This is a genomic window from Methylotenera sp. 1P/1 (genome assembly GCF_000384355.1).
Lineage (GTDB): Bacteria > Pseudomonadota > Gammaproteobacteria > Burkholderiales > Methylophilaceae > Methylophilus.
The window spans coordinates 1,540,408-1,564,721 of sequence record NZ_ARWC01000001.1 but is presented as its reverse complement, the minus strand read 5'-3'; the positions used below and the strand labels follow the sequence as shown (position 1 = coordinate 1,564,721).

Annotated in this window: 25 protein-coding genes and 1 other RNA gene; 17 read left to right on the top strand and 9 right to left on the bottom strand. The window is 47.2% G+C overall.

What is annotated here, in order from left to right; translation table 11 throughout:
• Nucleotides 1-22: 22 nt before the first annotated feature.
• Both fdhD and A3Q3_RS0107405 read left to right on the top strand, forming a co-directional pair.
• The gene (gene fdhD / locus A3Q3_RS0107410; protein WP_020182950.1) at nt 23-859 is read left to right on the top strand and encodes a formate dehydrogenase accessory sulfurtransferase FdhD; all 837 of its coding nucleotides are present in this window, start codon (nt 23-25) and stop codon (nt 857-859) included.
• 35 nt (nt 860-894) lie between these two features.
• Nucleotides 895-1,110, top strand: coding sequence for a formate dehydrogenase subunit delta (locus A3Q3_RS0107405; RefSeq protein ID WP_020182949.1), 216 nt, complete (start codon nt 895-897; stop codon nt 1,108-1,110).
• A 31-nt stretch (nt 1,111-1,141) separates the two neighbouring features.
• On the opposite strand, the gene A3Q3_RS0107400 is transcribed toward A3Q3_RS0107405, so the two are convergent.
• The 5 genes from A3Q3_RS0107400 to A3Q3_RS0107380 form a co-directional block, all read right to left on the bottom strand.
• Nucleotides 1,142-2,794, bottom strand: coding sequence for a glycosyltransferase family 39 protein (locus tag A3Q3_RS0107400; RefSeq protein ID WP_020182948.1), 1,653 nt, complete (start codon nt 2,792-2,794; stop codon nt 1,142-1,144).
• Nucleotides 2,795-2,912: 118 nt separating this feature from the next.
• On the bottom strand, nt 2,913-3,113 hold the full coding sequence (gene rpmE, locus A3Q3_RS0107395) for a 50S ribosomal protein L31 (RefSeq protein ID WP_020182947.1): 201 nt from the start codon (nt 3,111-3,113) through the stop codon (nt 2,913-2,915).
• Between the two features lie 141 nt (nt 3,114-3,254).
• Nucleotides 3,255-4,514, bottom strand: a complete 1,260-nt coding sequence (gene rho, locus A3Q3_RS0107390; protein ID WP_020182946.1) for a transcription termination factor Rho — start codon at nt 4,512-4,514, stop codon at nt 3,255-3,257.
• A 97-nt stretch (nt 4,515-4,611) separates the two neighbouring features.
• Nucleotides 4,612-4,938: a thioredoxin TrxA gene (trxA, locus tag A3Q3_RS0107385; protein WP_020182945.1), complete on the bottom strand. Its 327-nt coding sequence runs from the start codon at nt 4,936-4,938 to the stop codon at nt 4,612-4,614.
• Between the two features lie 95 nt (nt 4,939-5,033).
• Nucleotides 5,034-6,563 carry a hypothetical protein gene (locus tag A3Q3_RS0107380; protein ID WP_020182944.1) on the bottom strand — a complete coding sequence of 510 codons (1,530 nt, stop codon included), beginning with the start codon at nt 6,561-6,563 and terminating at the stop codon, nt 5,034-5,036.
• Nucleotides 6,564-6,685: 122 nt separating this feature from the next.
• Here A3Q3_RS0107380 and A3Q3_RS0107375 point away from each other — a divergent pair, with 122 nt between their 5' ends.
• Nucleotides 6,686-7,132, top strand: a complete 447-nt coding sequence (locus A3Q3_RS0107375; RefSeq protein WP_081623299.1) for a TlpA disulfide reductase family protein — start codon at nt 6,686-6,688, stop codon at nt 7,130-7,132.
• A 1-nt stretch (nt 7,133) separates the two neighbouring features.
• Here the strand turns inward: A3Q3_RS0107375 and A3Q3_RS0107370 are convergent, their stop codons facing one another.
• From A3Q3_RS0107370 to A3Q3_RS0107360, 3 genes are all read right to left on the bottom strand, one after another.
• A complete protein-coding gene (locus tag A3Q3_RS0107370) occupies nt 7,134-7,427 on the bottom strand; it encodes a DUF3579 domain-containing protein (protein ID WP_020182942.1) in 294 nt (97 codons plus the stop codon).
• Between the two features lie 24 nt (nt 7,428-7,451).
• Nucleotides 7,452-8,021 carry a BON domain-containing protein gene (locus A3Q3_RS0107365; RefSeq protein WP_020182941.1) on the bottom strand — a complete coding sequence of 190 codons (570 nt, stop codon included), beginning with the start codon at nt 8,019-8,021 and terminating at the stop codon, nt 7,452-7,454.
• A gap of 91 nt (nt 8,022-8,112) precedes the next feature.
• Nucleotides 8,113-8,469: a YraN family protein gene (locus A3Q3_RS0107360; protein ID WP_020182940.1), complete on the bottom strand. Its 357-nt coding sequence runs from the start codon at nt 8,467-8,469 to the stop codon at nt 8,113-8,115.
• 50 nt (nt 8,470-8,519) lie between these two features.
• Here A3Q3_RS0107360 and rsmI point away from each other — a divergent pair, with 50 nt between their 5' ends.
• Both rsmI and pyrC read left to right on the top strand, forming a co-directional pair.
• Nucleotides 8,520-9,365: a 16S rRNA (cytidine(1402)-2'-O)-methyltransferase gene (gene rsmI / locus A3Q3_RS0107355; protein WP_020182939.1), complete on the top strand. Its 846-nt coding sequence runs from the start codon at nt 8,520-8,522 to the stop codon at nt 9,363-9,365.
• Between the two features lie 80 nt (nt 9,366-9,445).
• Nucleotides 9,446-10,486, top strand: coding sequence for a dihydroorotase (pyrC, locus tag A3Q3_RS0107350; RefSeq protein WP_020182938.1), 1,041 nt, complete (start codon nt 9,446-9,448; stop codon nt 10,484-10,486).
• A 17-nt stretch (nt 10,487-10,503) separates the two neighbouring features.
• Here pyrC and nhaA read toward each other — a convergent pair whose 3' ends face one another.
• Nucleotides 10,504-11,682 carry a Na+/H+ antiporter NhaA gene (gene nhaA, locus A3Q3_RS0107345; RefSeq protein WP_020182937.1) on the bottom strand — a complete coding sequence of 393 codons (1,179 nt, stop codon included), beginning with the start codon at nt 11,680-11,682 and terminating at the stop codon, nt 10,504-10,506.
• Nucleotides 11,683-11,868: 186 nt separating this feature from the next.
• Here nhaA and A3Q3_RS0107340 point away from each other — a divergent pair, with 186 nt between their 5' ends.
• From A3Q3_RS0107340 to murG, 12 genes are all read left to right on the top strand, one after another.
• Complete coding sequence (locus tag A3Q3_RS0107340) at nt 11,869-12,381, top strand: BON domain-containing protein (protein WP_020182936.1); 513 nt, start codon at nt 11,869-11,871, stop codon at nt 12,379-12,381.
• A gap of 113 nt (nt 12,382-12,494) precedes the next feature.
• Nucleotides 12,495-12,815, top strand: an RNA gene (rnpB, locus tag A3Q3_RS14235) — RNase P RNA component class A.
• Between the two features lie 485 nt (nt 12,816-13,300).
• Complete coding sequence (gene mraZ / locus A3Q3_RS0107335; RefSeq protein WP_020182935.1) at nt 13,301-13,747, top strand: division/cell wall cluster transcriptional repressor MraZ; 447 nt, start codon at nt 13,301-13,303, stop codon at nt 13,745-13,747.
• Complete coding sequence (gene rsmH, locus A3Q3_RS0107330; protein ID WP_020182934.1) at nt 13,744-14,745, top strand: 16S rRNA (cytosine(1402)-N(4))-methyltransferase RsmH; 1,002 nt, start codon at nt 13,744-13,746, stop codon at nt 14,743-14,745. The genes mraZ and rsmH overlap by 4 nt, the downstream gene beginning before the upstream one ends.
• 2 nt (nt 14,746-14,747) lie before the next feature.
• Complete coding sequence (ftsL, locus tag A3Q3_RS0107325) at nt 14,748-15,020, top strand: cell division protein FtsL (RefSeq protein WP_020182933.1); 273 nt, start codon at nt 14,748-14,750, stop codon at nt 15,018-15,020.
• A gap of 5 nt (nt 15,021-15,025) precedes the next feature.
• A complete protein-coding gene (locus A3Q3_RS0107320; RefSeq protein ID WP_020182932.1) occupies nt 15,026-16,753 on the top strand; it encodes a penicillin-binding protein 2 in 1,728 nt (575 codons plus the stop codon).
• The gene (locus tag A3Q3_RS0107315; RefSeq protein WP_020182931.1) at nt 16,750-18,183 is read left to right on the top strand and encodes a UDP-N-acetylmuramoyl-L-alanyl-D-glutamate--2,6-diaminopimelate ligase; all 1,434 of its coding nucleotides are present in this window, start codon (nt 16,750-16,752) and stop codon (nt 18,181-18,183) included. Before A3Q3_RS0107320 ends, A3Q3_RS0107315 begins: the two co-directional genes overlap by 4 nt.
• On the top strand, nt 18,180-19,577 hold the full coding sequence (gene murF / locus A3Q3_RS0107310) for a UDP-N-acetylmuramoyl-tripeptide--D-alanyl-D-alanine ligase (RefSeq protein WP_020182930.1): 1,398 nt from the start codon (nt 18,180-18,182) through the stop codon (nt 19,575-19,577). The genes A3Q3_RS0107315 and murF overlap by 4 nt, the downstream gene beginning before the upstream one ends.
• Complete coding sequence (gene mraY, locus A3Q3_RS0107305) at nt 19,568-20,671, top strand: phospho-N-acetylmuramoyl-pentapeptide-transferase (RefSeq protein ID WP_020182929.1); 1,104 nt, start codon at nt 19,568-19,570, stop codon at nt 20,669-20,671. Before murF ends, mraY begins: the two co-directional genes overlap by 10 nt.
• Before the next feature lie 14 nt (nt 20,672-20,685).
• Nucleotides 20,686-22,053 carry a UDP-N-acetylmuramoyl-L-alanine--D-glutamate ligase gene (gene murD / locus A3Q3_RS0107300; protein WP_020182928.1) on the top strand — a complete coding sequence of 456 codons (1,368 nt, stop codon included), beginning with the start codon at nt 20,686-20,688 and terminating at the stop codon, nt 22,051-22,053.
• On the top strand, nt 22,047-23,213 hold the full coding sequence (ftsW, locus tag A3Q3_RS0107295; RefSeq protein ID WP_020182927.1) for a putative lipid II flippase FtsW: 1,167 nt from the start codon (nt 22,047-22,049) through the stop codon (nt 23,211-23,213). The genes murD and ftsW overlap by 7 nt, the downstream gene beginning before the upstream one ends.
• Nucleotides 23,210-24,313 carry an undecaprenyldiphospho-muramoylpentapeptide beta-N-acetylglucosaminyltransferase gene (gene murG / locus A3Q3_RS0107290; protein WP_020182926.1) on the top strand — a complete coding sequence of 368 codons (1,104 nt, stop codon included), beginning with the start codon at nt 23,210-23,212 and terminating at the stop codon, nt 24,311-24,313. Before ftsW ends, murG begins: the two co-directional genes overlap by 4 nt.
• Nucleotide 24,314 lies beyond the last annotated feature (1 nt).

The following is a 24,314-nucleotide window of genomic DNA, read 5'->3' as shown; positions in this document are numbered from 1 at the left end:
TTTTTGAAAGTGCGTGCTAATCATGGCTGATTGGTTTGCAGAAGATGCGCTGAGTCAGCAATTGAGTGCGCAGACCTATGCCGTTCGGCAATGGCGTAACGGCCAGTTTGCCACAGTTGATGATCGGCTGGCTGAAGAGGTGCCGATTGCATTGGTCTATAACGGTGTATCGCATGCCGTGATGCTGGCAAGTCCGCAAGATTTGGAAGATTTTGCCTTGGGGTTTTCCCTAACAGAAGGCATTGTGCAGCAAAAAAGTGATGTGTATGGTGTCGAAATGCAGGTGCACGCAAACGGCATCGAATTGCACATTGAAATTGCCACCGAGCAGTTTGTGAATTTGAAAGCGCGTAGGCGCAGCATGGTTGGGCGCACTGGCTGTGGTTTGTGTGGTGCAGAAAGTTTGAGTCAGGTGTTCCGCCTACCAGAACAGGTTGATACCCAGCACGCTCAGCAGCCGATTACGGTAAAAAGTGTATTGAGGGCGCATCAAGAGATTCAAGCGTTGCAACAGTTGCAACGTCAAACCGGTGCCACCCATGCATGTGCTTGGGCAGATGTAACGGGTGCCGTTGAAATGGTCAGGGAAGATGTAGGTCGGCATAATGCGCTGGATAAATTAATCGGTGCGCTGGCCAGCCAAGATCGCCGTGGCGGGTTTGTGTTGACGACCAGCCGCGCAAGTTATGAGATGGTGCAAAAAGTAGCCATGGCGGGTTTTGATATGCTGGCTGCTATTTCTGCCCCTACCGGACTGGCAGTACGCATTGCAAAAGCCAATCGAATTACCTTATTGGGATTTGTGCGCGATCAGCAATTAGTGGCTTATGCACACGCTGATCGACTAACGGAATCTTAGTGAGAATACTTAATTATTAAAGCAGACAAGATAAGATGGAAATAGAAAAGTTAATCAAAATGGCCAATCAAATTGGTGATTTTTTTGAGGCATATCCAGATACAGAACTCGCTAAAAAGGATATTGCCAATCATTTACAGCGCTTTTGGAATTCGGTGATGATTAAATCTATTGTTGCGCACGTCAAGCAGCAACAAGGGGTTGGGCTACATCCGCGTGTGATTGAGGCAATTCAACAGCACATCTCATAATGAATGTTTTGGCTGCCAACTCAAAGCGCTATTATTGCACGCGCTGAAACAGCCTAAAGTGCTCTCTACGTTCACTAATACGCCGTCCTTGCCAAATCAGCGCCCAATCCTGCCCAGGATTTACTTTTTCTCGGCCACGATTGTCTTGTACCAAATATAAATCACAGCTTAGTGGTTGACCGCTTTCCAGTGCGTGCGTTTTCACATCGGCAAAATAATCCAGTAAATCGCGTTGTGCATCGCCCAACTGGTTGCTATTCATGCAGGCATACTGCGTAGGCAATGCTTTTTTCAGGCTGGTGAACACTGCCTGATAGCCACGTGCGGACTCAAGCATCGGCATCCAAAGCGTCATCAATAATGTCCAGATACAAGTCATGCCGATGGCCCAGTTGGTTGCAGCTGAGCGATTGGAGTGTTGTGATCTAAATATGGCCAATAGCCAAATAAGCGTCACTGCTGATGCCACTGTAAATGCGAATACATTAAAGTGGAGTTGCGTCAGCCCGGATAAGTAAATCAACCGTTCTTTGATTTTGCTTGGATTGCCGGTCATCATGGCAATCCAGCCCAGCCATGTCAAACTACTCAGTAGCCCAAATAAAATCAAGCCGAACCAGTTTAACGCACCTGCAGCACCACGTTTTAGCGTTTCAATGCTGCCACCTGCCATGGCGGTGAGTGGAATCAGCAACGGTAGTGCAAATACTTCTTTACGCTCAGCACCCAGACCAATCCAGAATAATGCGGCAATAAAAAAAGCAACAATCAGCTGAAAGCGTGGCTTAGATAGTAATTGTGCCCTAAAACGCCAAGTGCCCCATAAAGCCAACGGTAATGCTGGCCATGCATACCATAATAAGGTTTTTAAAAAATACAAATGTAAGCTTTGATTAAACTGTGCAAGACTCGATATCCACCATTCGGTCAATAACTGCGGTGCGTATATCCAGCTTAACAGCGGCCATATCAAAAGAAATGGGCTGGCCACGAGCAATGCGATGAGGCTGACCACCCAAAAGAAACGGCTGCGCCAATGACTAAAACAAATGGGGAGTAAAACACAGGTGCTGAGAATAATGAAAGTGGGTAGCAAGCCGGCAGACAAAAAGCTGATGCCCAGCCCTGACCCAAGTAAAATCGCTGCGCGATAAGGTCTGCGCTTGGCAAGTGCCAGTGCATAGAACGCAGTGGTCAATCCAGTCAGGGCAGATACGGCCGGCATCATCGTGTGTGCGTTGATCACTAGCCCTAAGCAGCCAATAAACACAAACGTGGTTTGACGGCCTATCCCTTTGTCCCAAAGCTCTCGGCCTGTCATGCCTACCATCAGCAGGGTGATGAGCATCCACACCCCTGAGCTCAGCCTGGCTGCATCGTGAATAGACAAGATGGGGCTGAGCGTTGAGGAAAATAAAGCTGCAACCCAGTAGTATAACGGTGGGTTTTCTAGCTGTGTATGGCTCAGTGCCATAGGCGCAAGCCAGCTACCGCCATCCAAAATGTGTTGAATTGCACTAATGGATTGCGATTCGAAAGGCTTCCAAGGCGAATGACCAACCAAGCCAAAGATTAACCAGATTGCACACAACACAATAAGAAGGTGTGTTTTAGCACGCTCACCTACGCGCGCGCGCGGGGTGGCCATATTGCCTTGCCAATCGTGATCCAAGTCGAATTTCATTAGGTTAAGTCGAATCGCATGATATTTGTTTAACGTGGCGCAATGCCAGAATAGCTAAATAGTATAGAAAAAAAACAAAAAAGGCAGCTAAGCTGCCTTTTTAATCCAACAATCAGCATTACATGCCGTATTTTTGGCGGAATTTCTCAACACGACCAGCAGTGTCTACAATTTTCTGTTTGCCAGTGTAGAACGGGTGGCATTGTGAGCACACCTCAATGTTCATGTCACGGCCATGTGTAGAGCGTGTTTTAAACTTGTTGCCGCAGCTACAAGTGACGTTGATTTCTGGGTAATTCGGGTGAAGTTCAGCTTTCATGCTTTTCTCTCTATATTAAGCAGTTGCAGTAAACCGCGTATTATGTATTATTTTTTTTGCTTTTGCAAACGCTAAGCTGTAAAACAACTGGAATGAGAATGTGTTTTGCTCGTTAGCACAACCCATCCTCAGCGGATTTGATTAGCCGCGACGCATGCTATCGAAGAAATCCGCATTGTTTTTCGTCGCTTTGATTTTATCCAACAAGAATTCCATCGCTTCTAAGTCGTCCATTGGGTAGAGCAGTTTGCGTAGCACCCAGATTTTTTGCAGTACATCTTTCTCGATGAGCAATTCCTCACGACGCGTACCGGATTTATTGACGTTAATGGCTGGGTAAATACGTTTTTCGGCCATACGGCGATCCAGATGGATTTCCATATTGCCAGTACCTTTAAATTCCTCGTAAATCACGTCATCCATACGAGAGCCGGTATCCACCAATGCCGTAGCAATAATCGTAAGTGAACCACCTTCCTCTACATTACGGGCAGCACCAAAAAAGCGTTTTGGTTTTTGTAGTGCATTTGCATCCACACCGCCGGTCAGTACTTTACCGGAGGATGGAATCACAGTGTTATAAGCGCGCGCTAGACGGGTGATGGAATCGAGTAGAATGACCACGTCTTTTTTGTGCTCGACCAAACGTTTTGCTTTTTCCAGTACCATCTCTGCTACTTGTACGTGACGTGTGGCTGGCTCATCAAATGTAGAAGCCACTACCTCGCCGCGTACTGAGCGCGTCATTTCGGTTACTTCTTCCGGGCGCTCATCAATCAGCAAGACGATTAAAATAACATCAGAATGATTGGCAGTGATCGCATGCGCAATATTTTGCATCATGACCGTTTTACCGCTTTTTGGACTTGCCACTAATAGGCCACGTTGACCACGGCCAATCGGCGCAATCATATCAATCACACGGCTGGTGACATTTTCTTCGCCACGGATGTCGCGCTCTAGCTTGAGTGGGCTAGTTGGAAATAGTGGGGTTAAGTTCTCAAACAGGATTTTGTGTTTGGTATTCTCTGGTGCTTCGCCATTGACCATGTCTACTTTGACGAGTGCAAAGTAACGTTCGCCGTCTTTAGGGGTGCGAATCTCACCCTGAATGCTATCGCCTGTGTGCAAGTTAAAGCGGCGAATTTGTGATGGAGACACATAAATATCGTCAGGACCTGCAAGATAAGATGTATCAGGTGAGCGCAAAAACCCAAAACCATCTTGTAATACTTCCAGCGTGCCATCACCAAAGATGCTATCACCTTTTTTGGCCTTGTTTTTCAGAATCGCGAAAATCAAATCCTGTTTACGCATTCGACTGGCATTCTCAATTTCATTGGTAATGGCCATTTCAACAAGTTCTGTGACTGGTAGATGTTTTAAGTCGGATAAATGCATGAGGATGCTCGCTAGAAGAGTGCTACAAGAGAATGATTGAGGTTTTGAAGAATCTGGTTTCTAAGATGAAGAAACCAGATTGTGATATTAGTGCTAATTAAATATTGCTGTCAATAAATGCTGTGAGTTGAGATTTGGATAATGCGCCTACTTTGGTAGCTTCTACATTGCCATTTTTAAATAGCATTAATGTAGGAATGCCACGGATACCATATTTAGGCGGTGTTTGTTGATTGTCATCAATATTGAGTTTTGCAATTTTTAAACGGCCAGCATACTCTTTGCTGATGTCGTCTAAAATAGGTGCAATCATTTTACATGGACCGCACCACTCTGCCCAATAGTCAACTAAAACAGGGATAGGTGATTGCAGAACTTCTTGTTCAAAGCCATCATCACTTAAATGGATAATATGTTCGCTCATTGTTGCCTCGTAAGAAATGATTTAAACCGTAAAAGGTTAAAGAATAGAGTGTATTAAAGTGTTTGGAATGAATATTGGGTACTAATCGTAGTATATCAAGATAAATCGTCTTGAATCAAGCTGTATTCAAATCGATCAAAACAGGCGGTACGTTCTACTAACTGATTGATTTTTAGCTTAGATTTTTTGTTGGCTTCTTTCATTTCTACGATTGTATGTGCTTGTATATACCCATATTCGGCGATCAAACTCACCGGTTGCTGTAATGCCGGTATCGGCGGCAGTAACAGCGCATTCAACGTTTCATTTTGCGATTCCGGTTTGATGGTGACGGATTTAGCGTTTGGCGCCAGTAATTTAACCCCTGCCTCAATCTGCTGCGATTTAGTCACTAGCCATACGATATAGCCGACGACCCAAGCGCTGTGCTCGTTTTCTTTAATGCTCACCAACTCACCCACCAATATTTTCAGGTTGTCCAAGTCCGTGGTTTTAATGGCATAGCCATCTGGGCTGATATTCATGATCTCCCAATATGAGCGGGTTTCTTCTTTGGCGCGCTTAGTAGACCTGAATAAGATGGAGGCTGCTTCTAAGCCAATAGCGAGCTCTGCGGATTGATTTTTCTCGTGTCTTGAAAAAGCCCTAGAGGCAGACACACCAAAGTACTTAATCAAGTGCTTGAGCAGTTCTTCATCCACGACTTCGAGTGCGGCGGTCGGGAGTGGCTCATTACTTTGGGCTTTGGCATCTTGTATGTACTTGAGCTGTTGGTGAATGTGTCGCGCAACCTCAACAGTTACAAATAAGATATCGGTTTCTACATTCGGTGTATTCCTGTTTTTTAAGTAGGGCACAGGCGGTTTTTTGGAATCGAGTTCAATCAAAAACACACCCATGGGGTTTTCAATCAATCCCATGCCGTGTAATTGTGCAAATTTGGCTAGACTCCCCACATAGTGCGACATCTTTCTGATGCTGGCTTTGCTGAGCCGTTGCGGATTGGCCAAGTTCATCAGCAACATTTGGCTATAGACTTGGTTAATCGTCTTGCTGTGCAGGCTATTTACATAATCCGGCACTTCAACATCTTCTAGTGAGAGTTGTAGGGCGTGAAAATATACTTTATGTAAATCAGACCACAGTGAATCCGACGGTAACTGGTATGTTAGATAATTCACTAAAGCTTCGTTTTTAAGCGCTTCTATGATGCGCAGCATCACGAGCGAATGCTGCCTGTTTTCTTGAAAATTAATCAGCTTTTGCTTGAGATCTACCAGCGCACGTTTGTAACCGTAACCGGTTTCCAGCCAAATGGCCTCCGCTAGTGCAGCATGGTTTTTGGCTTCTAGTGGCATGGGAACAGGCGTGTTGCCATATACTTCTTCCAAGTCATGCGTGAGTTCGTGTGTCACTTTACGATACAACTCAAGTGCCTGAATGCGTAGGCTAGCCTCTGTTTTTTGACGATTGAGCGTTTTAAGTTCTTCCAGTAAGCGTGTAGCGGCATGAAAGGTATCCATGTGGCTGATGCTTTTGGTAAATTCGATGATTTTTGGTGGACGTATCTCTGCGGTAGCAACCGATGCTAGATCGAGCGGGGCGAGATTAATGCTTAACGTCATACTAGGCTCCTGAGGACTGTTAAGATAGTAATTAAAAGAATAGAATTTGTCACTTAAATGCGTGGACGTTTCTGGGGTTTATATTGAATTTAACAAAATTAGTGCTTTTAGCCGCATGGCTGATGTTTAGTCATACGCCGGCACTGGCGATAGATAAGCTCCCGCATGGGTTTAAAGAGTTCGTGCTTAAAGATACAGCAGGAAAACAACATGTGCTTTCGCAATACAAGGGAAAGTGGGTGTTTGTGAATTACTGGGCAACTTGGTGCCCACCGTGTTTGGAAGAAGTGCCAGACTTGGTTGCACTCTACGATGCAAGAAAAAACAAAGACGTTGTGGTGATTGGAGTTGCGTTTGATTTTGATTCTGAAAAAGAAGTGTTCGAGTACGTAGATGATATGTTGATGTCTTATCCTATTGTGTTGGGTGACGAGCAAGTCAAAGCGCAGATTGGGAGTGCGGATGTGTTACCGACAACCTATGTGTATAACCCGCGCGGTGAGTTGGTGAAAATCAAGCGCGGGCTAGTCACAAAACACTATTTAGAAAGCCTGATGAAACAAAAATGAATCACGCGGTGATGGTGATTTGCTCGCCAGCTTCGTTCAATATCCCCAATTGATTTTCGTTCGCAAACTGAATCAACTGCTCAAAACCTTCAGGGTTCACATCTTTTAGTTTCATGTCTACAGATAAGCAGCGCACGTTATCTACCAGTTTGGGTTTTAAGTAAGGTGAGTAACGTAGCTTCTTGTCTTCGCCAAAGCTCGCATAAGAGCTGCACATCCGATCCACCCAATCACTTGGGCGGAACGGTTTGCCGGCCAAGGTCAGGCCCTGAATAATAATTTCTTGTGTTGCCATAATGTATCCAGTAAATAGGTGTGATTAGTTCATGTATTCAAATACTTTGACGACCTTGGTGACGCCATCGGTATTTCTTGCAATTTCTACAGCAGCATCACCTTCTTCTTTGGTGACGATGCCAAGTAAGTACACCACGCTATTTTCAGTCACAATTTTGACGTAGTTGGCTGGGAAGCGATTTTCGGTGATGAATTGGGTTTTGACTTTAGACGTAATGTAAGTATCGCCGCTGCGTGAGCCTAGTGAGGATTTTGGCCCTACAGTGATTTCGTTGGTCACTTGGCGGATGTTCGCAATTTCCTTAAGCAGGCTCTCAGCCAAGGTTTTTTTGGCATCGTCTGGCACTTCACCGGTCAGCAATACGTTGCGGTTGTAGCTGGTCACATTGACGTGAGAATTTTCACCCAGATTGGTTTCCATTTTTTTCACAGCTTTTAGCTCGATATTTTCGTCTTCTACAAAAATACCAGAACTTCTTCTATCGGCAGCCATGGCACCGCCTGCTGCTGCGCCACCTACTACGGCAGGCAAACATCCAACGAGCTGGGTGGCAAGTGCGGTAGATAAAATAAGTTTGGTCAATAATTGCATTGTGTACTCCTCAAAAAATTAGTGTTTTGTTATTGGGTGGCGATTCTGTTCGACGCATATGCCCTCACACTTAGGTGAAATGATACGCTTTTTATGTGTCGATTGCATTACGCACCCATTCAACCTGAGCCATATCAGCCTTGTTGAGCAATACTGCATCAAACCGGCACGGCAAGTTAAGTGCATGTTGCTGCAAGTAAAATTGCGCGGTGTTAATGAGCTTTTGCTGTTTTTGCGGGGTGATGCTGGCTGCGGCGCTGCCAAAGGTTGGGTTGGTTCTTAAACGGACTTCTACAAATACCAATGTGGTGCCCTCTTGCATAATCAAATCAATTTCGCCATAACGGCAATGAAAATTGCTTGTCACTAACTTAAGTCCCTGTTGGGTCAAAAAAGTTGCAGCAATTTTCTCCGCAGCTAATCCGGGGTTATGTGCATTTAGTTTCATAGACGATGATTTTCATAGGTTTTAGGCGGGCTTTCGCTTAAAATACTTGGATGAAGCAGCCGGGCATATTATATGTAGTCGCTACACCCATTGGTAATTTAGGCGATATTACCATGCGTGCAATAGAGACGTTAAAACAGGTGGATGCCATTGCTGCGGAGGATACGCGGCATAGCTCTGGTTTGTTGTCTCACTTTGGGATTTCAAAAAAATTAATCGCGGTGCATGAGCATAATGAGCAGCAATCTGCGCAATTGTTGTTACAGCGGATTCAGCAAGGCGAGCAGATTGCACTGATTACGGATGCGGGTACGCCGGGTATTAGTGATCCTGGAGCGGTGGTGGTGGATGTGTTGATTTCGCACGGTGTAAAAGTGGTGCCCATCCCTGGGCCAAGTGCTGTGGTAGCAGCCTTGTCTGCTGCTGGCATTGCGGAAAATGGATTTATGTTCGTCGGATTTTTGCCTGCCAGTGGCGCACAGCGACGCAAAAAACTAGAGAGTTTGCAGGCGCTAGAGACTACTTTGGTGTTTTATGAGGCACCACATCGTATTGTGGAATGTATGCATGATTTGGCCGGTGTATTGGGGGGCGAGCGCCGCGTGACCATTGCGCGCGAATTGACCAAAACATTTGAGACCATTCACCGCTGTTATTTGCATGAAGCCCATGCTTGGTTAACCGGTGATGCCAATCAACAGCGCGGCGAGTTTGTGCTTGTGGTGGAGGCATTGCCGCCACAAGAGACTGTAGAAGTAGATGCATCTGCTGAGCGTGTGTTGCGTTTGCTGTTAGATGCAGTGCCCCTAAAGCAAGCAGCTAAGTTGGCTGCAGAGATTACCGGAGCGAAAAAGAACGCTCTATATGATTTAGCGTTAAAGATTAAAGATGTCTAGCAATAAGCCGCATGCAGCAAGATTTTAGTTAACTGAACATTGATCTACATAGATTGAGTTAATAGATTGAGTTAGAAGATATGACGACCACTCTCACCCTTGCCCGTCCAGACGATTGGCACTTACATTTGCGCGATGGCGCAGCATTAAAAGCAGTGCTGCCAGATACTGCCAAGCGCTTCGGGCGCGCCATTGTGATGCCAAATTTGCGTCCGCCAGTGACGACGACAGCACTGGCATTAGCGTATCGCGAGCGCATTGTGCAAGCGTTGCCTGCAGGCGCACAATTTGAGCCCTTGATGACGTTGTATCTAACAGACAATACCGCGCCGGAAGAGATTGTGAAGGCCAAAGCGAGCGGTTTGGTACATGGGGTGAAATTGTATCCGGCAGGTGCCACGACCAACTCCGATTCAGGCGTGAGCAATCTTGGGCATTGCGTGAAAACATTAGAAGCGATGGAGAAAGTGGGCATGCCCCTGCTGGTGCATGCGGAGGTGACTGACGCTCATGTGGATGTGTTTGATCGTGAGAAAGTATTTATCGATAAGATCATGCAGCCCTTATTGCAAAAATTTCAGGGTCTGAAGGTGGTGTTTGAGCATATCACTACCAAAGATGCGGCTGATTTTGTGTGTGCAGCAGGTGCGCATATCTGCGCTACCATTACTGCGCATCATTTGTTGATGAACCGCAATGCCATGTTTGCTGGCGGCATTCGTCCACATCATTATTGTTTGCCTGTGCTGAAACGTGAAGATCATCGCTTGGCATTGATTCAGGCAGCGATTTCCGGCAGTCCTAAATTTTTCTTGGGTACAGACAGTGCGCCACATGCCAAATCTGCCAAAGAAGCGACTTGTGGTTGTGCCGGTATGTATACGGCGCATGCCGCCATTGAATTGTATGCAGAAGCCTTTGAAGCAGCTAATGCCTTGGATAAGCTAGAGGGGTTTGCCAGTTTCTATGGCGCAGACTTTTATGGCTTGTCTAGAAATACCGACAACATTGTGCTGCAAAAATCAGAATGGGTTGTGCCGGAAACCGTGCCTTACGATGGCGATGTGTTGGTGCCATTGCGCGCTGGCCAATCTGTGCAATGGCAATTGCTGTCGCCTTAGCTTCCATACATTAATAGCTAGACGTTATTGTTTGATGCTTTAATCAAGCATAGCCAGATATAGCCAAGCAATCCTGCAAACAGTGACGCCAATAAAATAGCCATTTTACTGGCGTTAATCACATCAAGCTGCCCTACAAATGCTAAGTTGGTAATAAATATTGACATCGTAAAACCAATCCCACCCAGCATGCCCGCACCGATAATATGCCGCCAGTGAATATCTGCCGGCAGCTTGCATATATTTAACGCTACCGCAACTAGACATAGTGCTGTGATGCCGATGGGTTTGCCTAACAGCAGCCCTAGTAGGATGCCGATGCTGTTGGGGTGATGCAATAATGCGTCTGTCCATCCTGCATGGATTACCACCCCAGTATTGGCCAATGCGAACAGCGGCAAAATCACAAAGGCCACAGGGCGGTGCAGTAAGTGTTCAAGGCGATGGGAAGGTGAGATCGCGTCATCTTGCTTGGCCGAAAATGGAATGGCAAACGCCAGCGCAATGCCAGCAATAGTGGCGTGTACACCAGATTTCAACATCAGTGCCCACATGATTATCCCACCAATAAGATAAGGCAGTAGCGCCATGACGCGCATGCGATTGAGCATCACCAGGATAAGCAAGACACCCGCTGCGCTTAATAGTGCTGGCATGGAAAGGTTAGCTGTATAAAACAAAGCAATCAGCAGGGCTGCGCCTAAGTCGTCGATAACGGCAAACGCAACAACGAATACTTTGAGAGAAGTAGGTACGCGATTGCCCAGTAGCGCCAATATGGCAAGCGCAAAAGCAATATCGGTGGCCATGGGGATGCCAATACCCGCTTGGCTTGCGGTGCCCACATTGAAGTAAAAGTGAATAAGTGCGGGGGCTAGCATGCCGCCGATGGCAGCAACCATGGGCAGTAGCGCATTGCTGAGTTTTGATAGCTCTCCATTGTAAAGCTCGCGTTCAAGCTCCAAGCCTATTAGCAGAAAGAAAATAGCCATGAGGCCGTCATTGATCCAATGCTCCAAGCTCATGCCGGCAATGGGTGTCTGCCAAACAGCTAAGTAACTGGCTCCCCAAGATGCGTTTGCTGCTGCAATGGAGAGTAGCGTACATGCAATCAATACCATGCCGGCAGATTTCTCTGAATCGAAAAATCGTTGAAAAGTCTGACTTAAGGTGGTTGGCAATATGGTCTTATTCATTGATGCAAAAACCGTGGTGCGTAAAAGTAGATTGTAAAACGGTTTAATGGGCGGAAGGTAAATAAGTCTTAAATGCTCTGTGTGTTGTTGCAATCTGATGCAAATAAGTTTTTAATCAGACAGTAATCAGTCAATAGTCATCCTTAACTCAGATAAAGCGATTTGTTCGCGATGAAAGGAGTGTGTATGGGTCAGACATCTCAATCTATGCGCCGCGCACTGCTCTGCGCAACAGCGCTTATGTGTATGCACGCAACGGTATTTGCTATGACGCCGGATGCAGCCAATCAAACGGGTTATCAACGAGAATTTAAGTTTTTAGATGCTGATGCCAATGGCAAATTAAGTGCCAAAGAAATTAGTAAAGATGGATTGTTTAATGGAGGTGGTTTTGGTAAAGCGGATACCAATCACAATCAATCGTTAGATACGGACGAGTTTTCAACCTATAAGTCTAAAGTACAGCAAAAGCAGGCCAAGCAAGCGGCGAGTGATAGTACAATTACAACCAAAATTAAATCTAAGTACTTGATTGAAAAAAACTTTAGAAGCTTTCGCGTGAGTGTAGAAACCAAAGAAGGCGTAGTGGTATTAAGCGGATTTGTTGAAAATGAATCCACAAGAAAGCGCGCAGAACAGATCGCTTATGAAGTCAGCGGCGTGAGGGCGGTTAAAAACGCGCTAGTGGTGAAACCGTAAACTATCGCAATTAGTCTTTGGCTTAAGATGGGTGTGTGTGGCTTGCTTTATTTGTGATTTTTTACTTGGCGTTATTGCCACGATAACTTCGGTTTGCATGTTAAAATCCAAACAAAGCTAGCTAGACAGTCGCCGCTTACGCAAGTGAGGGGAGGAAAGTCCGGGCTGCACAGAGCAAGATGACGGCTAACGGCCGTACGCCGTGAGGCGAGGAATAGGGCCACAGAGACGAGCATATTCAGTTATGGTGAAACGCGGTAACCTCCATCTGCAGCAAGACCAAATAGGCTGGTGCATTCACCTCGGTGAATAAGGCGTGGCTCGCGTTACCAGCGGGTAGGTTGCTTGAGTGTACAAGTAATTGTATGCCTAGATGAATGACTGTTACGCACAGCAATGTGCGACAGAACCCGGCTTATCGGCTAGCTTTTTTCAAATTTCATATGGCCTGCTTACCCATTGGCTACTTTTCCTGAGCACAAAAAAATCCGCACCCCTTTTGGAGGTGCGGCGGAGGGATGAGCTATGAATACCGTTAAATAACTCACGCCCAGATACTACCAATCTCATCTCGTTCCACAATCCCCAAAATGGGAGGTATGTGCCTATAAAATTTTATGATTTTTTACACATATTTCCCTGCTTTTATTCAATTCAATCACATACTGCGAACTCATTACACTGCACATTCATATATATCGTTATCTCGTTGATTTTAATGGCTATTGCATTTTTAAATAAAAGTGAGATAAGTCATTGTCTTATAAAGAAAATTCTTAAAAATCGCTTGCAAAGCGATTTTTTTTTAACTATAGTGGTTAAAAGAGGTTTTTTGTGTTGAATTGTGGAGAATTTTCATCAATAATGCGCGCATGAATCTTTCGGCAAGTTGCGTTAAAAACTAAAGGTAAAAAAAGTCATGTTCCGTGGGGCGACACAGTTGAGTATGGATGCAAAAGGGCGGCTAGCAGTGCCGGCCAAGCATCGTGACGCACTAACGGCGGGAGGCGCTGGTGAAGTTGTGTTGACTGCGCATCCGCATCGTTGCCTGATTTTGTACCCGAAAGAAGCTTGGACGCCTATTGAAGCAAAACTCACAAGCTTGTCTAGTTTTAATCCGCAAATCAGTGCGATTCAACGCATGATCGTGGGGCAGGCAGATGTATTGGCGCTGGATAGTGCTGGCCGCTTGCTGGTCTCTTCAGTGTTAAGAAAATTTGCAAAGTTAGATAAAGAAGTGATGTTGGTGGGCCAAGGAAGTCACTTTGAATTATGGGATGTGGCGGCTTGGGATCAGCAACTTGAGAAGTTAATGGACACCGAACATCTGGTGGTCCCTCAAGAATTAGAAGGTTTTTCACTATGATGAAGGGCGCTCACTCGGCGCCCATCTCAGCCTCAGTGTCTGCGCCGCTTCCAGAACAGGCTCCGCCGCATATTACTGTCTTATTGCAAGAAGCTGTAGATGCGTTAGCACTTAAATCCGATGGAGTGTATGTGGACGGCACGTTTGGGCGTGGCGGTCATAGCCGTTTAATTTTATCCAAGCTGGGTCCGGCTGGTCGGTTAATCGGTATGGATCGCGATATGGCTGCTTATAGGTCAGCGCAGTCAATTGACGATCCGCGTTTCCAGATCGCGCATCGCCATTTTTCTGAGATTGAAGAAGTGCTTGGCCAGTTTGGTGTGGATAAAGTGGATGGCATTTTGTTGGACTTGGGTATTTCATCACCGCAAATTGATGAAGCTGAACGCGGTTTTAGTTTTAGGTTTGATGGTCCATTGGATATGCGTATGGACCAAACGCGAGGTAAAACGGTTGCTGAGTGGTTGACAACTGTTTCTGAAAAACAATTGGGAGAGGTCATTAAACATTATGGTGAAGAACGGTTTGCTAAGCAGGTTGCAAGGGCGATTATTAAAGAGCGCGAAAACGGGCATGGCATCGCCACTACAGGACAGCTTGCCCAGATCGTGGCAAGTGCAATCCCCAAGGTCGAGCCGGGGCAGAACCCTGCAACGCGCACCTTTCAAGCTTTACGGATTTTCATCAATCAAGAGCTTGAGGAGTTATCGCTAATCTTGCCTAAGTGCCTTGCGGCTTTGCGCACAGGCGGTCGATTGGTGGTGATTAGTTTTCATTCTTTGGAAGATCGTATGGTGAAACGGTTTATTCAGAACGAAGTATTGCGGGATGATTTGCCCAGCCGCTTTCCGATTAAAGCCAAGGATTTACCGCAGCCAAGAATGCTAGCGATTGGCCGGGCAATCAAGCCCAGTGATGCCGAAGTGAAGCGTAATCCTAGATCACGAAGTGCGGTGATGCGTGTAGCGGAACGCACTGCAGTGGCAATAGAGCAGTAAAGATGACACGGATTAATTTGATTCTGTTTGCGCTACTGATCATGGTGGCATTGGGTGTGATTACTGCGCAGCATAAGGCACGCAAGCTTTATATTGAGTTGGAGCAGCAAGAGGCGTTGGCTTCGCATTATCAAACAGAGCTTGGCCAGTTGCAGTTGGAGCAAAGTACTTGGGCGATGCACTCAAGGTTAGAAGAGTATGCACAGCAGAAATTGCACATGCAGGTACCGGATGTTAAACGCATTCAAGTGATTCAATTAGAGAGTACGCAGTAATTGTTATGTTATTAAAACAGAGTCAGCATCGTTTAGTTAAGCTGCCTGCGTGGAGACGCAGGCTGTTGCTTATTGGCGTGTTGCTAGGTTTTGTTGGCTTGTTTGCTCGCGGGGTTTATTTGCAAAGTCTGCATAAAGATTTCTTGCAGAAAAAAGGAGATGCACGCTATAGCCGCACTTTGATTTTGCCTGCTTATCGCGGAAAAATCGTTGATCGTAATAGTGAGTTGCTTGCCATCAGCAGCCCGGTCGAGTCTATCTGGGCAAGTCCGCCAGATGTGCAGATTGACGCCAAGAAAAAGCAAACATTGGTGAAGCTGTTGGGGCTAAAAGCCAAAGAGTTCGATAAGAAAATTGCCAATACGCAACGCGAGTTTGTCTACATTAAACGTCGGGTATCGCCAGACTTGGCTGCGCAAGTCATGAGCTTGGAAATCCCCGGCATTTTTATGCAGCGTGAATATAAGCGTTTTTACCCTGCTGGTGATGTGGCGGCGCATGTGGTTGGCTTTACTGGCATTGATGATAATGGCCAAGAGGGGTTTGAATTAGCTAAAAACACGCATCTTTCCGGTAAGTCTGGTAGTCGTCGCGTGATTAAGGACAGAAGAGGGCATATTGTTGAAGACTTAGAGGCAGTCAAAGTGCCTCAGGATGGTCATGACTTGGTGTTAAGTATTGATCGCAGAATCCAGTATCTGGCATTTAGAGAGTTATCGAAAGCCGTGGAGTTGCATCAGGCAAAAGCAGGTGCGGCCGTGGTGTTGGATGCCAAAACCGGCGAGGTATTGGCGATGGTGAATTTACCTACCTATAACCCGAATAATCCCATCAATATTAAAGGGAAAACACGTAACCGCGTGATTACCGATACCTTTGAGCCTGGCTCTACACTGAAGCCGGTGACGGCGGCGGCGGCCATGGAGTTTGGGGATTACACACCAGATACCAAAATTCAAACGGCTCCAGGCTATATGGCGATTGGGCCAGCGGTAATCCATGATGCGCATCCACATGGCATGCTCACAGTATCGGAAGTCATTCAAAAATCATCGAATGTTGGCTCTGCAAAAATGGCATTAAGCCTAAGAAAAGAAGCGTTATGGAATACGTTTCATCAGTTGGGATTTGGCACGCCTACGCATGTGGGATTTCCTGGTGAGGCTTCCGGCCGCTTACGAGACTACAAAACTTGGCGCCCTATTGAACAAGCCACCATGTCATACGGGCACGGCATTAGCTTGACATTATTACAGCTGGCACGCGCCTATACCGTGTATGCCAATGAGGGTGAGCTCAAGCCGGTTTCTTTGTTGAAATTGAATGAGGCGCCTGTAGGGCAACAAGTGTTTTCTGCAAAAGTGGCCAATGATATACGCGCCATGTTGGAGCTAGTAGTGCAGCCCGGCGGAACTGCCTTACGTGCGCAAGTGGCGGGTTATCGTGTGGCCGGCAAAACGGGTACAGCGCATAAATTAGGGCCTGCGGGTTATGAGAAAGATAAATATGTGGGGTCGTTTGTGGGCATGGCGCCTGCTTCTAATCCGCGTTTAATCATGGCCGTCATGATTGATGAGCCGACATCGGGTGACTACTACGGCGGTACAGTGGCTGCGCCTGTATTTAGTGCGGTGATGTCAGATGCCTTACGTATGCTCGCGGTGCCGCAAGATGCGCCGAATAATAATGTGGTGATTCCAGCCGATGTGGTGGATGTGAAGGAAGTGGTATGACCCGTTACGTGATTAAAGCACCTATTGCCAGCATAACCTCGGATAGCCGTCTGGTAGAGAAGAACAGTTTATTTGTGGCGTATCCTGGCCAATATTCTGATGGCCGTACCTATATTGCAGATGCGATTAAAAAAGGCGCAGTGGCTGTGGTATGGGACGAAGATGCGTTCACATGGAATCCTGAATGGGATGTGAAAAATATTGCAATTCCCCAGTTGAAGCTGCAAGCCGGACACATTGCCAGCCAGTTTTACAAGAAACCTTCTGCTGCATTGTGGACCATCGGCGTCACCGGTACCAATGGCAAAACCTCAGTAAGTCATTGGCTGGCGCAAGCGTTTGATTTTCTTGAGCGCCGTGCGGCGGTGGTGGGCACATTGGGCAACGGCTTTTTGGATGCACTGGAGCCTACGATGAATACTACGCCTGGCCCCATCGAGTTACAGAAAACGCTGGCACGATTTTTAAATGCCAAAGCCAATGTGGTGGCCATGGAGGTCTCTTCACATGGCTTGGATCAAGGACGCCTCAATGGCGTGGAGTTTGATGTGGCAGTGTTTACTAACCTAACACAAGACCATTTGGATTATCACAAGACCATGGAGGCATACCGAGCCGCCAAAGAAAAACTGTTTGAATGGTCAAGCCTAAAAGCCAGCGTCATTAACTATGATGATCCGTTTGGCAAAACGTTGGCAGACAAACTCAATGCAGAGCACAAGCATGTCATTACCTATGGCATTGAATCGGGCGAGGTGCGTGCCACAGAACTTATCTTGCATGACTCCTTTTTTGAAATGTTGGTGACCACCCCTTACGGAGATGCGGAAGTGGTGGTGAATTTGATTGGCGAATTCAATGTGTACAACACCTTGGCAGTGTTGGCGGCATTGTTAGTTTCAGATGTGCCGTTTGAAGATGCTGTGAATGCCATTAGCCATCTTAAATCTGTGAATGGGCGGATGCAAATGTTAGGCGGCGGTAATAAGCCGATGGTAGTGGTGGATTATGCCCACACGCCAGATGCGCTGGATAAAGTGCTCAAAACGCTCAAGGCACAATCAAAATCGAAATTGGTATGCGTGTTTGGTTGTGGTGGTGATCGCGACCAAGGCAAGCGAGCCAAGATGGGTAAAGTGGTAAGCAAGCATGCGGATGCCATTGTGGTGACAACGGATAATCCACGCAGTGAGAATCCGCAGGCCATCGTGAATGATATTCTTGAAGGCATGGACGCGCATTACGTAGTGGAGTTAGACCGTGCAAAAGCGATTGCGATTGGCGTGATGTCGGCAAAGATTGGTGATGTGGTGCTGATTGCGGGCAAAGGTCATGAGGATTATCAAGAAATTGCTGGTGTAAGACACTACTTTAGTGATGCAAAGCAAGCGGAGCTTGCCTTAGAAACGTATCAAGAGATCGCCTTATGATGCTGCTCTCAGACATTGCAAAAGCAGTCGGTGGCCGTCTTATCGGCGCAGATGTGCGTATTGAAAGCGTGGATACGGATAGCCGTCGTATCGTAGCTAAACAACTATTTGTGGCAATCAAGGGTGAGCGTTTTGATGGCAATACCTTTGCGCAAGAAGCCTTAAAACAGGGCGCTGCCGCTGTGTTAATTTCGGATGAAACACTCAATGTACAACCAGCCGTACTAGTAAGCGATGCGCGTTTGGCCTTGGGTAAGTTAGCGCACTATTGGCGCAAGCAGCTGAGTGCGCCTGTGGTGGCCATTACCGGCAGTAACGGTAAAACCACCACCAAAGAAATGCTGAATGCGATTTTGATAAGCGCGACTGGTAGTGACGCTGCTGTGCATGCCACACAAGGCAATTTAAATAACGATATTGGCATGCCATTGACGCTGCTGAAAGCGAATGCACAGCATCGATATAACGTATTAGAAATGGGCATGAATCATTTGGGTGAAATTGCTTATTTAACCCATATCGCGCAACCCAATGTCGCTGTGATTAACAATGCAGGCACTGCCCACATTGGCGAGTTAGGCTCCCGCGAAAATATTGCAAAAGCCAAAGGTGAGATATTTGAAGGCCTAACAGCAGACGGCATTGCCGTTATTAACGCAGATGATGCGTTTGCTGACTATTGGCGTTCGCTCAATGCATCACGCAAGGTAGTAACATTTGCGCTGAATAGTGCTGCTGATGTCACTGCGCAATATACCGAGCTGACTGGTGCAAGCCAAATCAGGCTCACAACCCCAAGTGGCACGGTGGAATTCAGCTTGCCTATTATGGGCGTGCACAATATTTACAATGCCCTAGCTGCCAGTGCTGCTGCAGTGGCGCTAGGTGTTAGCAATGCGCATATTGCACAAGGGCTTGCAAACTTTACTGGGGTGCATGGGCGTTTGGAATATAAGCAAGGGTGCAATGGCGCGGTGCTGATTGATGATACCTACAATGCCAATCCTGATTCCATGAAAGCCGCCATCAATGTGCTGGCGCGTTTAGATACGACGCGTGTGTTTGTCATGGGTGATATGGGTGAGTTGGGCGCCGATGCGGCCACTATGCATCGCACCGTTGGGGAGTATGCGCGTGATCATCAGGTTAAGTACTTCTATACATTAGGTGATAACAGCCTGCATGCGAGCAAAGCATTTGGTCAACAGGCGCAACATTTTGATGATGTTGAGGCATTGGCGAGTCACGTCAAACCGATGATGAAGCCTGGGGTAACCGTATTAGTCAAAGGCTCTAGATTTATGAAAATGGAGCGTGTGGTGAAATTGTTGGAAGCAGATACGCAGCATCCACAGACAAAAAATGAAGCAATGGGGAGAGCAACATGTTGTTAGAGTTAGCACGCTGGTTAGCACATGATATTCGCGGATTTCACGTCATTGAATACATCACGTTACGGGCAGTATTAGCCACACTCACTGCATTGGCGATCTCATTCATTGTCGGGCCGAGCATGATTCGCAAACTGACCGAATATAAGGTGGGGCAAGCGGTACGTGATGATGGCCCGCAAACGCATTTGGTGAAAGCCGGTACGCCAACCATGGGTGGCGCGCTCATTTTGGTGGCCATAGCCATTGCCACACTGCTATGGGCAGATTTGCATAACCGTTTTGTGTGGGTGGTATTGGTCACCACACTTGGCTTCGGTGCCATTGGTTGGGTGGATGACTATCGCAAAGTAGTTTACAAAAACCCTAAAGGCTTATCGGCCAAAGCCAAGTATTTTTGGCAAAGTTTAATCGGGTTGGGTGTGGCCATTTTTCTTTATCAAACCGCGGCAACCCCGGTTGAAACCACATTGATTGTACCGTTCTTTAAAACACTGACCTTGCCGCTAGGTGCACTAGGTTTTGTGTTGCTGACGTATTTAGTGGTGGTTGGCAGCAGTAACGCTGTCAATCTAACCGATGGTTTGGATGGTTTGGCCATATTGCCCACCGTGATGGTGGGTAGCGCATTAGCCATATTTGCCTATGTGGCAGGCCATTTGTATTTCTCCAAATATTTGGGGATTCCCTATGTGGCAGGTGCTGGCGAACTGATGGTGTTTTGCGCTGCCATGGCAGGCGCTGGTTTGGGTTTTCTATGGTTTAACGCATACCCCGCAGAAGTATTTATGGGCGATGTAGGTGCGCTGGCACTGGGTGCTGCGCTGGGCGTGGTGGCGGTGATTGTGCGCCAAGAAATTGTGCTGTTCATTATGGGTGGCGTATTTGTGATGGAGACTTTTTCAGTCGCGATACAGGTGCTTTATTTTAAATACACCAAGCGGCTTACGGGTACGGGTAAGCGCATTTTCCTCATGGCGCCGTTGCATCACCACTATGAGCAAAAAGGTTGGAAAGAAACGCAAGTGGTGGTGCGCTTTTGGATTATCACCATGATGCTGGTATTGGTTGGCTTATCTACATTGAAATTGAGATAGAGACACAAGCTTAGATGAACATGCTTTATTCAAATCAACATGTATTAGTGCTCGGGCTGGGAGAGACAGGCCTCTCTGCGTTGCGCTGGCTGCTGAAGCAAGGCGCTGTGGTGACCATGGCTGACTCGCGTCTGAACCCGCCAGGTGTAGATGCGCTAATCAAAGCGTACCCAAGTGTCAAAGTGCACACGGGGCCCTTTGATGCTGCAGTGTTGATGGCATGCGATTTTATTGTGATTAGCCCGGGTGTGTCATTGCAAGAGCCCGCTGTACAAGCTGCCATTGCACAAGGTAAACGCGTGATAGGTGATATTGAGTTGTTTGCATTGCATCGGCCAAGTAGTGCAAAAGTGATTGCGATTACTGGCTCGAATGGCAAAACCACTGTGACGACTTTGGTGGGCGAGATTTGTAAACAAGCCGGACTCAATACCATTGTTGCTGGCAATATTGGTTTGCCAGTGTTGGATACCCTTAGTGGGCGTGCACCGGATGTATATGTATTAGAACTCTCTAGTTTTCAGCTAGAAACGACTTACAGCCTTAAAGTGGATGTTGCGACGGTGTTGAATATTTCTGAAGATCATATGGACCGCTACGACAGCATACAAGATTACGCTGCGGCCAAAGCACGTATTTATCAGCATGCTACTTTGGCTGTAGTCAATCGTGACGACCCAGCCAGTTTGGGGCTAACAACGACTGAGGCGTTATCGTTTGGTTTAAATGAAGCGCAAAACTATTCTGATTTTGGCGTAATGGAAGCCAATGGCTTATGGCTCACCAGTGGCAAGCGTAAATGGATGCCAGTGGCGGATTTGAAAATCAATGGTCAACATAATGTGGCCAATGTGCTTGCCGCCATTGCACTGTGCAGTAGTATTGGTGTGGACAAAGCGGCAATGATGCAAGTGCTACGTCAATTTAAAGGCTTGCCACATCGTGTGGAATGGGTGGCCACCATCAACGAGATTGATTTCTACGATGACTCCAAAGGCACCAATGTGGGCGCTACTTGTGCTGCGATTAAAGGCATGATGAAAGCCGGTAAGCCACAAAAAGTAGTGTTATTAGCTGGTGGCGATGGTAAGGGGCAGGATTTCTCACCACTATTAGAAGCCATACAAGCCAATGCGCGTGCCATCGTGCTGTTCGGACGTGATGCGCCTTTGATTGAAGCTGTATTGCTGGCCTCTGAATTGCCGATTTACGATGCGATTGATTTAAAAGAAGCCGTTGCCATTGCACACAAAGTAGCCTCACCGGGCGATGCTGTGTTGCTGTCTCCCGCTTGCGCAAGTTTTGATATGTTCAGAAATTATGTGCACCGTGCCGAGGTATTTATTGATGCGGTCAAAGCGTTAGAGGTAGCCACATGCTAGCGCCCGTGATGTTGACACGTGAGCGTATGAGCTCACCTAACTACGACCAAATGTTGTTATGGGTCACGCTGATTCTGCTAGGCTTAGGCTTGGTGATGGTGTACTCGGCTTCGATTGCGATTGCTGAGGCGGATATCGACACCGGCCATAAAACCACTTACTACTTGGTCCGGCAGTCCATGTTTATTTTGATTGGCCTGTGTGCAGGTGCTGTTGCATTTCAAGTGCCTGTGGCGCTTTGGCAAAAAATGGCACCCTATTTATTTTTGGGTGGCTTGGGCTTGCTGGTGCTGGTACTAGTGCCCGGCATTGGTCGCAATGTGAACGGTAGTCAGCGTTGGTTGCCGTTATTTGTGATTAATGTGCAGCCTTCGGAGTTTGTGAAGCTCTTTTCCGCCATGTATGTAGCAGATTATGCCGTGAGAAAAGCGGAGCAAATGGATAGCATTACCAAAGGGTTTTTGCCGATGGTGGCGGTGATGGTGATTGTAGGGTTTCTGTTACTGCGTGAGCCTGATTTTGGCGCATTTGCTGTGATTGCCGCGATCTCTATCTCCATTTTATGGTTGGGTGGCATTAACGGAAAAATCTTCGCAGGCTTGATTGCCCTGCTGCCAGTGGCCATTGTTGTACTGATTAAAAGCTCGCCTTACCGTATGCAGCGCGTGATTGGCTTTATGGACCCATGGGCTGACCCGTATGGCAAGGGCTACCAGTTGTCACATGCACTGATTGCGTTTGGTCGTGGCGAATGGTTTGGCGTGGGCTTGGGCGCAAGTGTAGAAAAATTACTGTATCTGCCAGAGGCGCATACAGACTTTTTATTGGCGGTGATTGCAGAAGAACTCGGATTTGTGGGTGTGGTGACGGTGCTGGGTTTATTTGTGTGGATTGTGATTCGCGCCTTTGGCATTGGTAAAGAAGCCGTGGCGAATGAGCGTTACTTTGCTGCGCTGTTGTCACAAGGCATCGGTGTGTGGATGGGTGTGCAAGGCATTATCAATATTGGCGTCAATATGGGTGTGCTGCCTACTAAGGGGTTGACGCTTCCGTTGCTCTCGTTTGGTGGCAGCGGCATCTTAGCTAATTGCATTGCCATGGCTATTTTGCTGCGTATAGATTTTGAGAACCGCAGGTTACAGAAGGGGTTGCCAGCATGATGCTTGATAACGCCGTGACCCGTTTCGATAAACACACCATTCTCGTGATGGCGGGTGGTACTGGTGGTCATGTCTATCCGGCCATGGCAGTGGCTGACTATTTGAAAGCGCATGGCTGGCAAGTGGTGTGGCTAGCCACAGAAGGCGGTATGGAAAACCGCCTGATTGAAGGCAAAGGTTACGCCAAAGCCATGATGACCATGCAGGGTGTGCGAGGAAAAGGCCTAAAAGGCTGGCTGTTATTACCGGTGAAATTGACAAAGGCATTGATGCAGGCAAGACGAGCAATTCAACAGCACCAGCCGAATGTGGTACTCGGCATGGGTGGTTTTGCCGCGTTTCCTGGTGGACTGATGGCGAAGCTGATGGGTAAGCCGTTGATCGTACATGAGCAGAACTCCATCGCTGGACTCACCAATAAAGTATTAAGTGCAATTGCCAACCGTGTGCTGGTGGCGTTCCCCAATGTATTGAGTGAGCGGGCGCAGTTAGTGGGTAATCCTGTGCGTCAGGATCTCACAGAGTTAGCACCGCCTGAAAAACGGTATGCCATGCAGCAGGGCAAGTTAAAGCTATTGGTTGTGGGTGGCAGCTTAGGTGCAGCCGCGTTGAACGATGTGCTACCCAAGGCGCTCGCTACATTTCCAGAGGATGTGAGGCCGGAAGTCGTGCATCAGGCCGGTGAAAAACATATTGAAGTGCTGAAGCGCAATTATCAGCAAGCGGGTGTAAAGGCGGATGCAAAAGCATTTATTCATGACATGGCGGCTGCTTACAAATGGGCGGATTTAGTAATTTGCCGTGCCGGTGCGCTTACCGTAGCAGAAATTGCTTGCGTGGGAATTGCCAGCGTGTTGGTGCCATTCCCGTTTGCAGTGGATGACCACCAAACCACCAATGCGCAGTATTTGGCAGAAAATGGCGCGGCCATTTTGGTGCAGCAATCAGCCTTTGATGTAACAAAAGCGACCGAAATTTTACGTGGATTAACCCGTGAAAAATGTTTGGACATGGCCATGCGCGCTAAGCAATTGGCACAGCCAGATGCGACCGTGACGGTTGCAAAAATTTGTATGGAGTGCGCCTTCGCCGGTGCTTAAA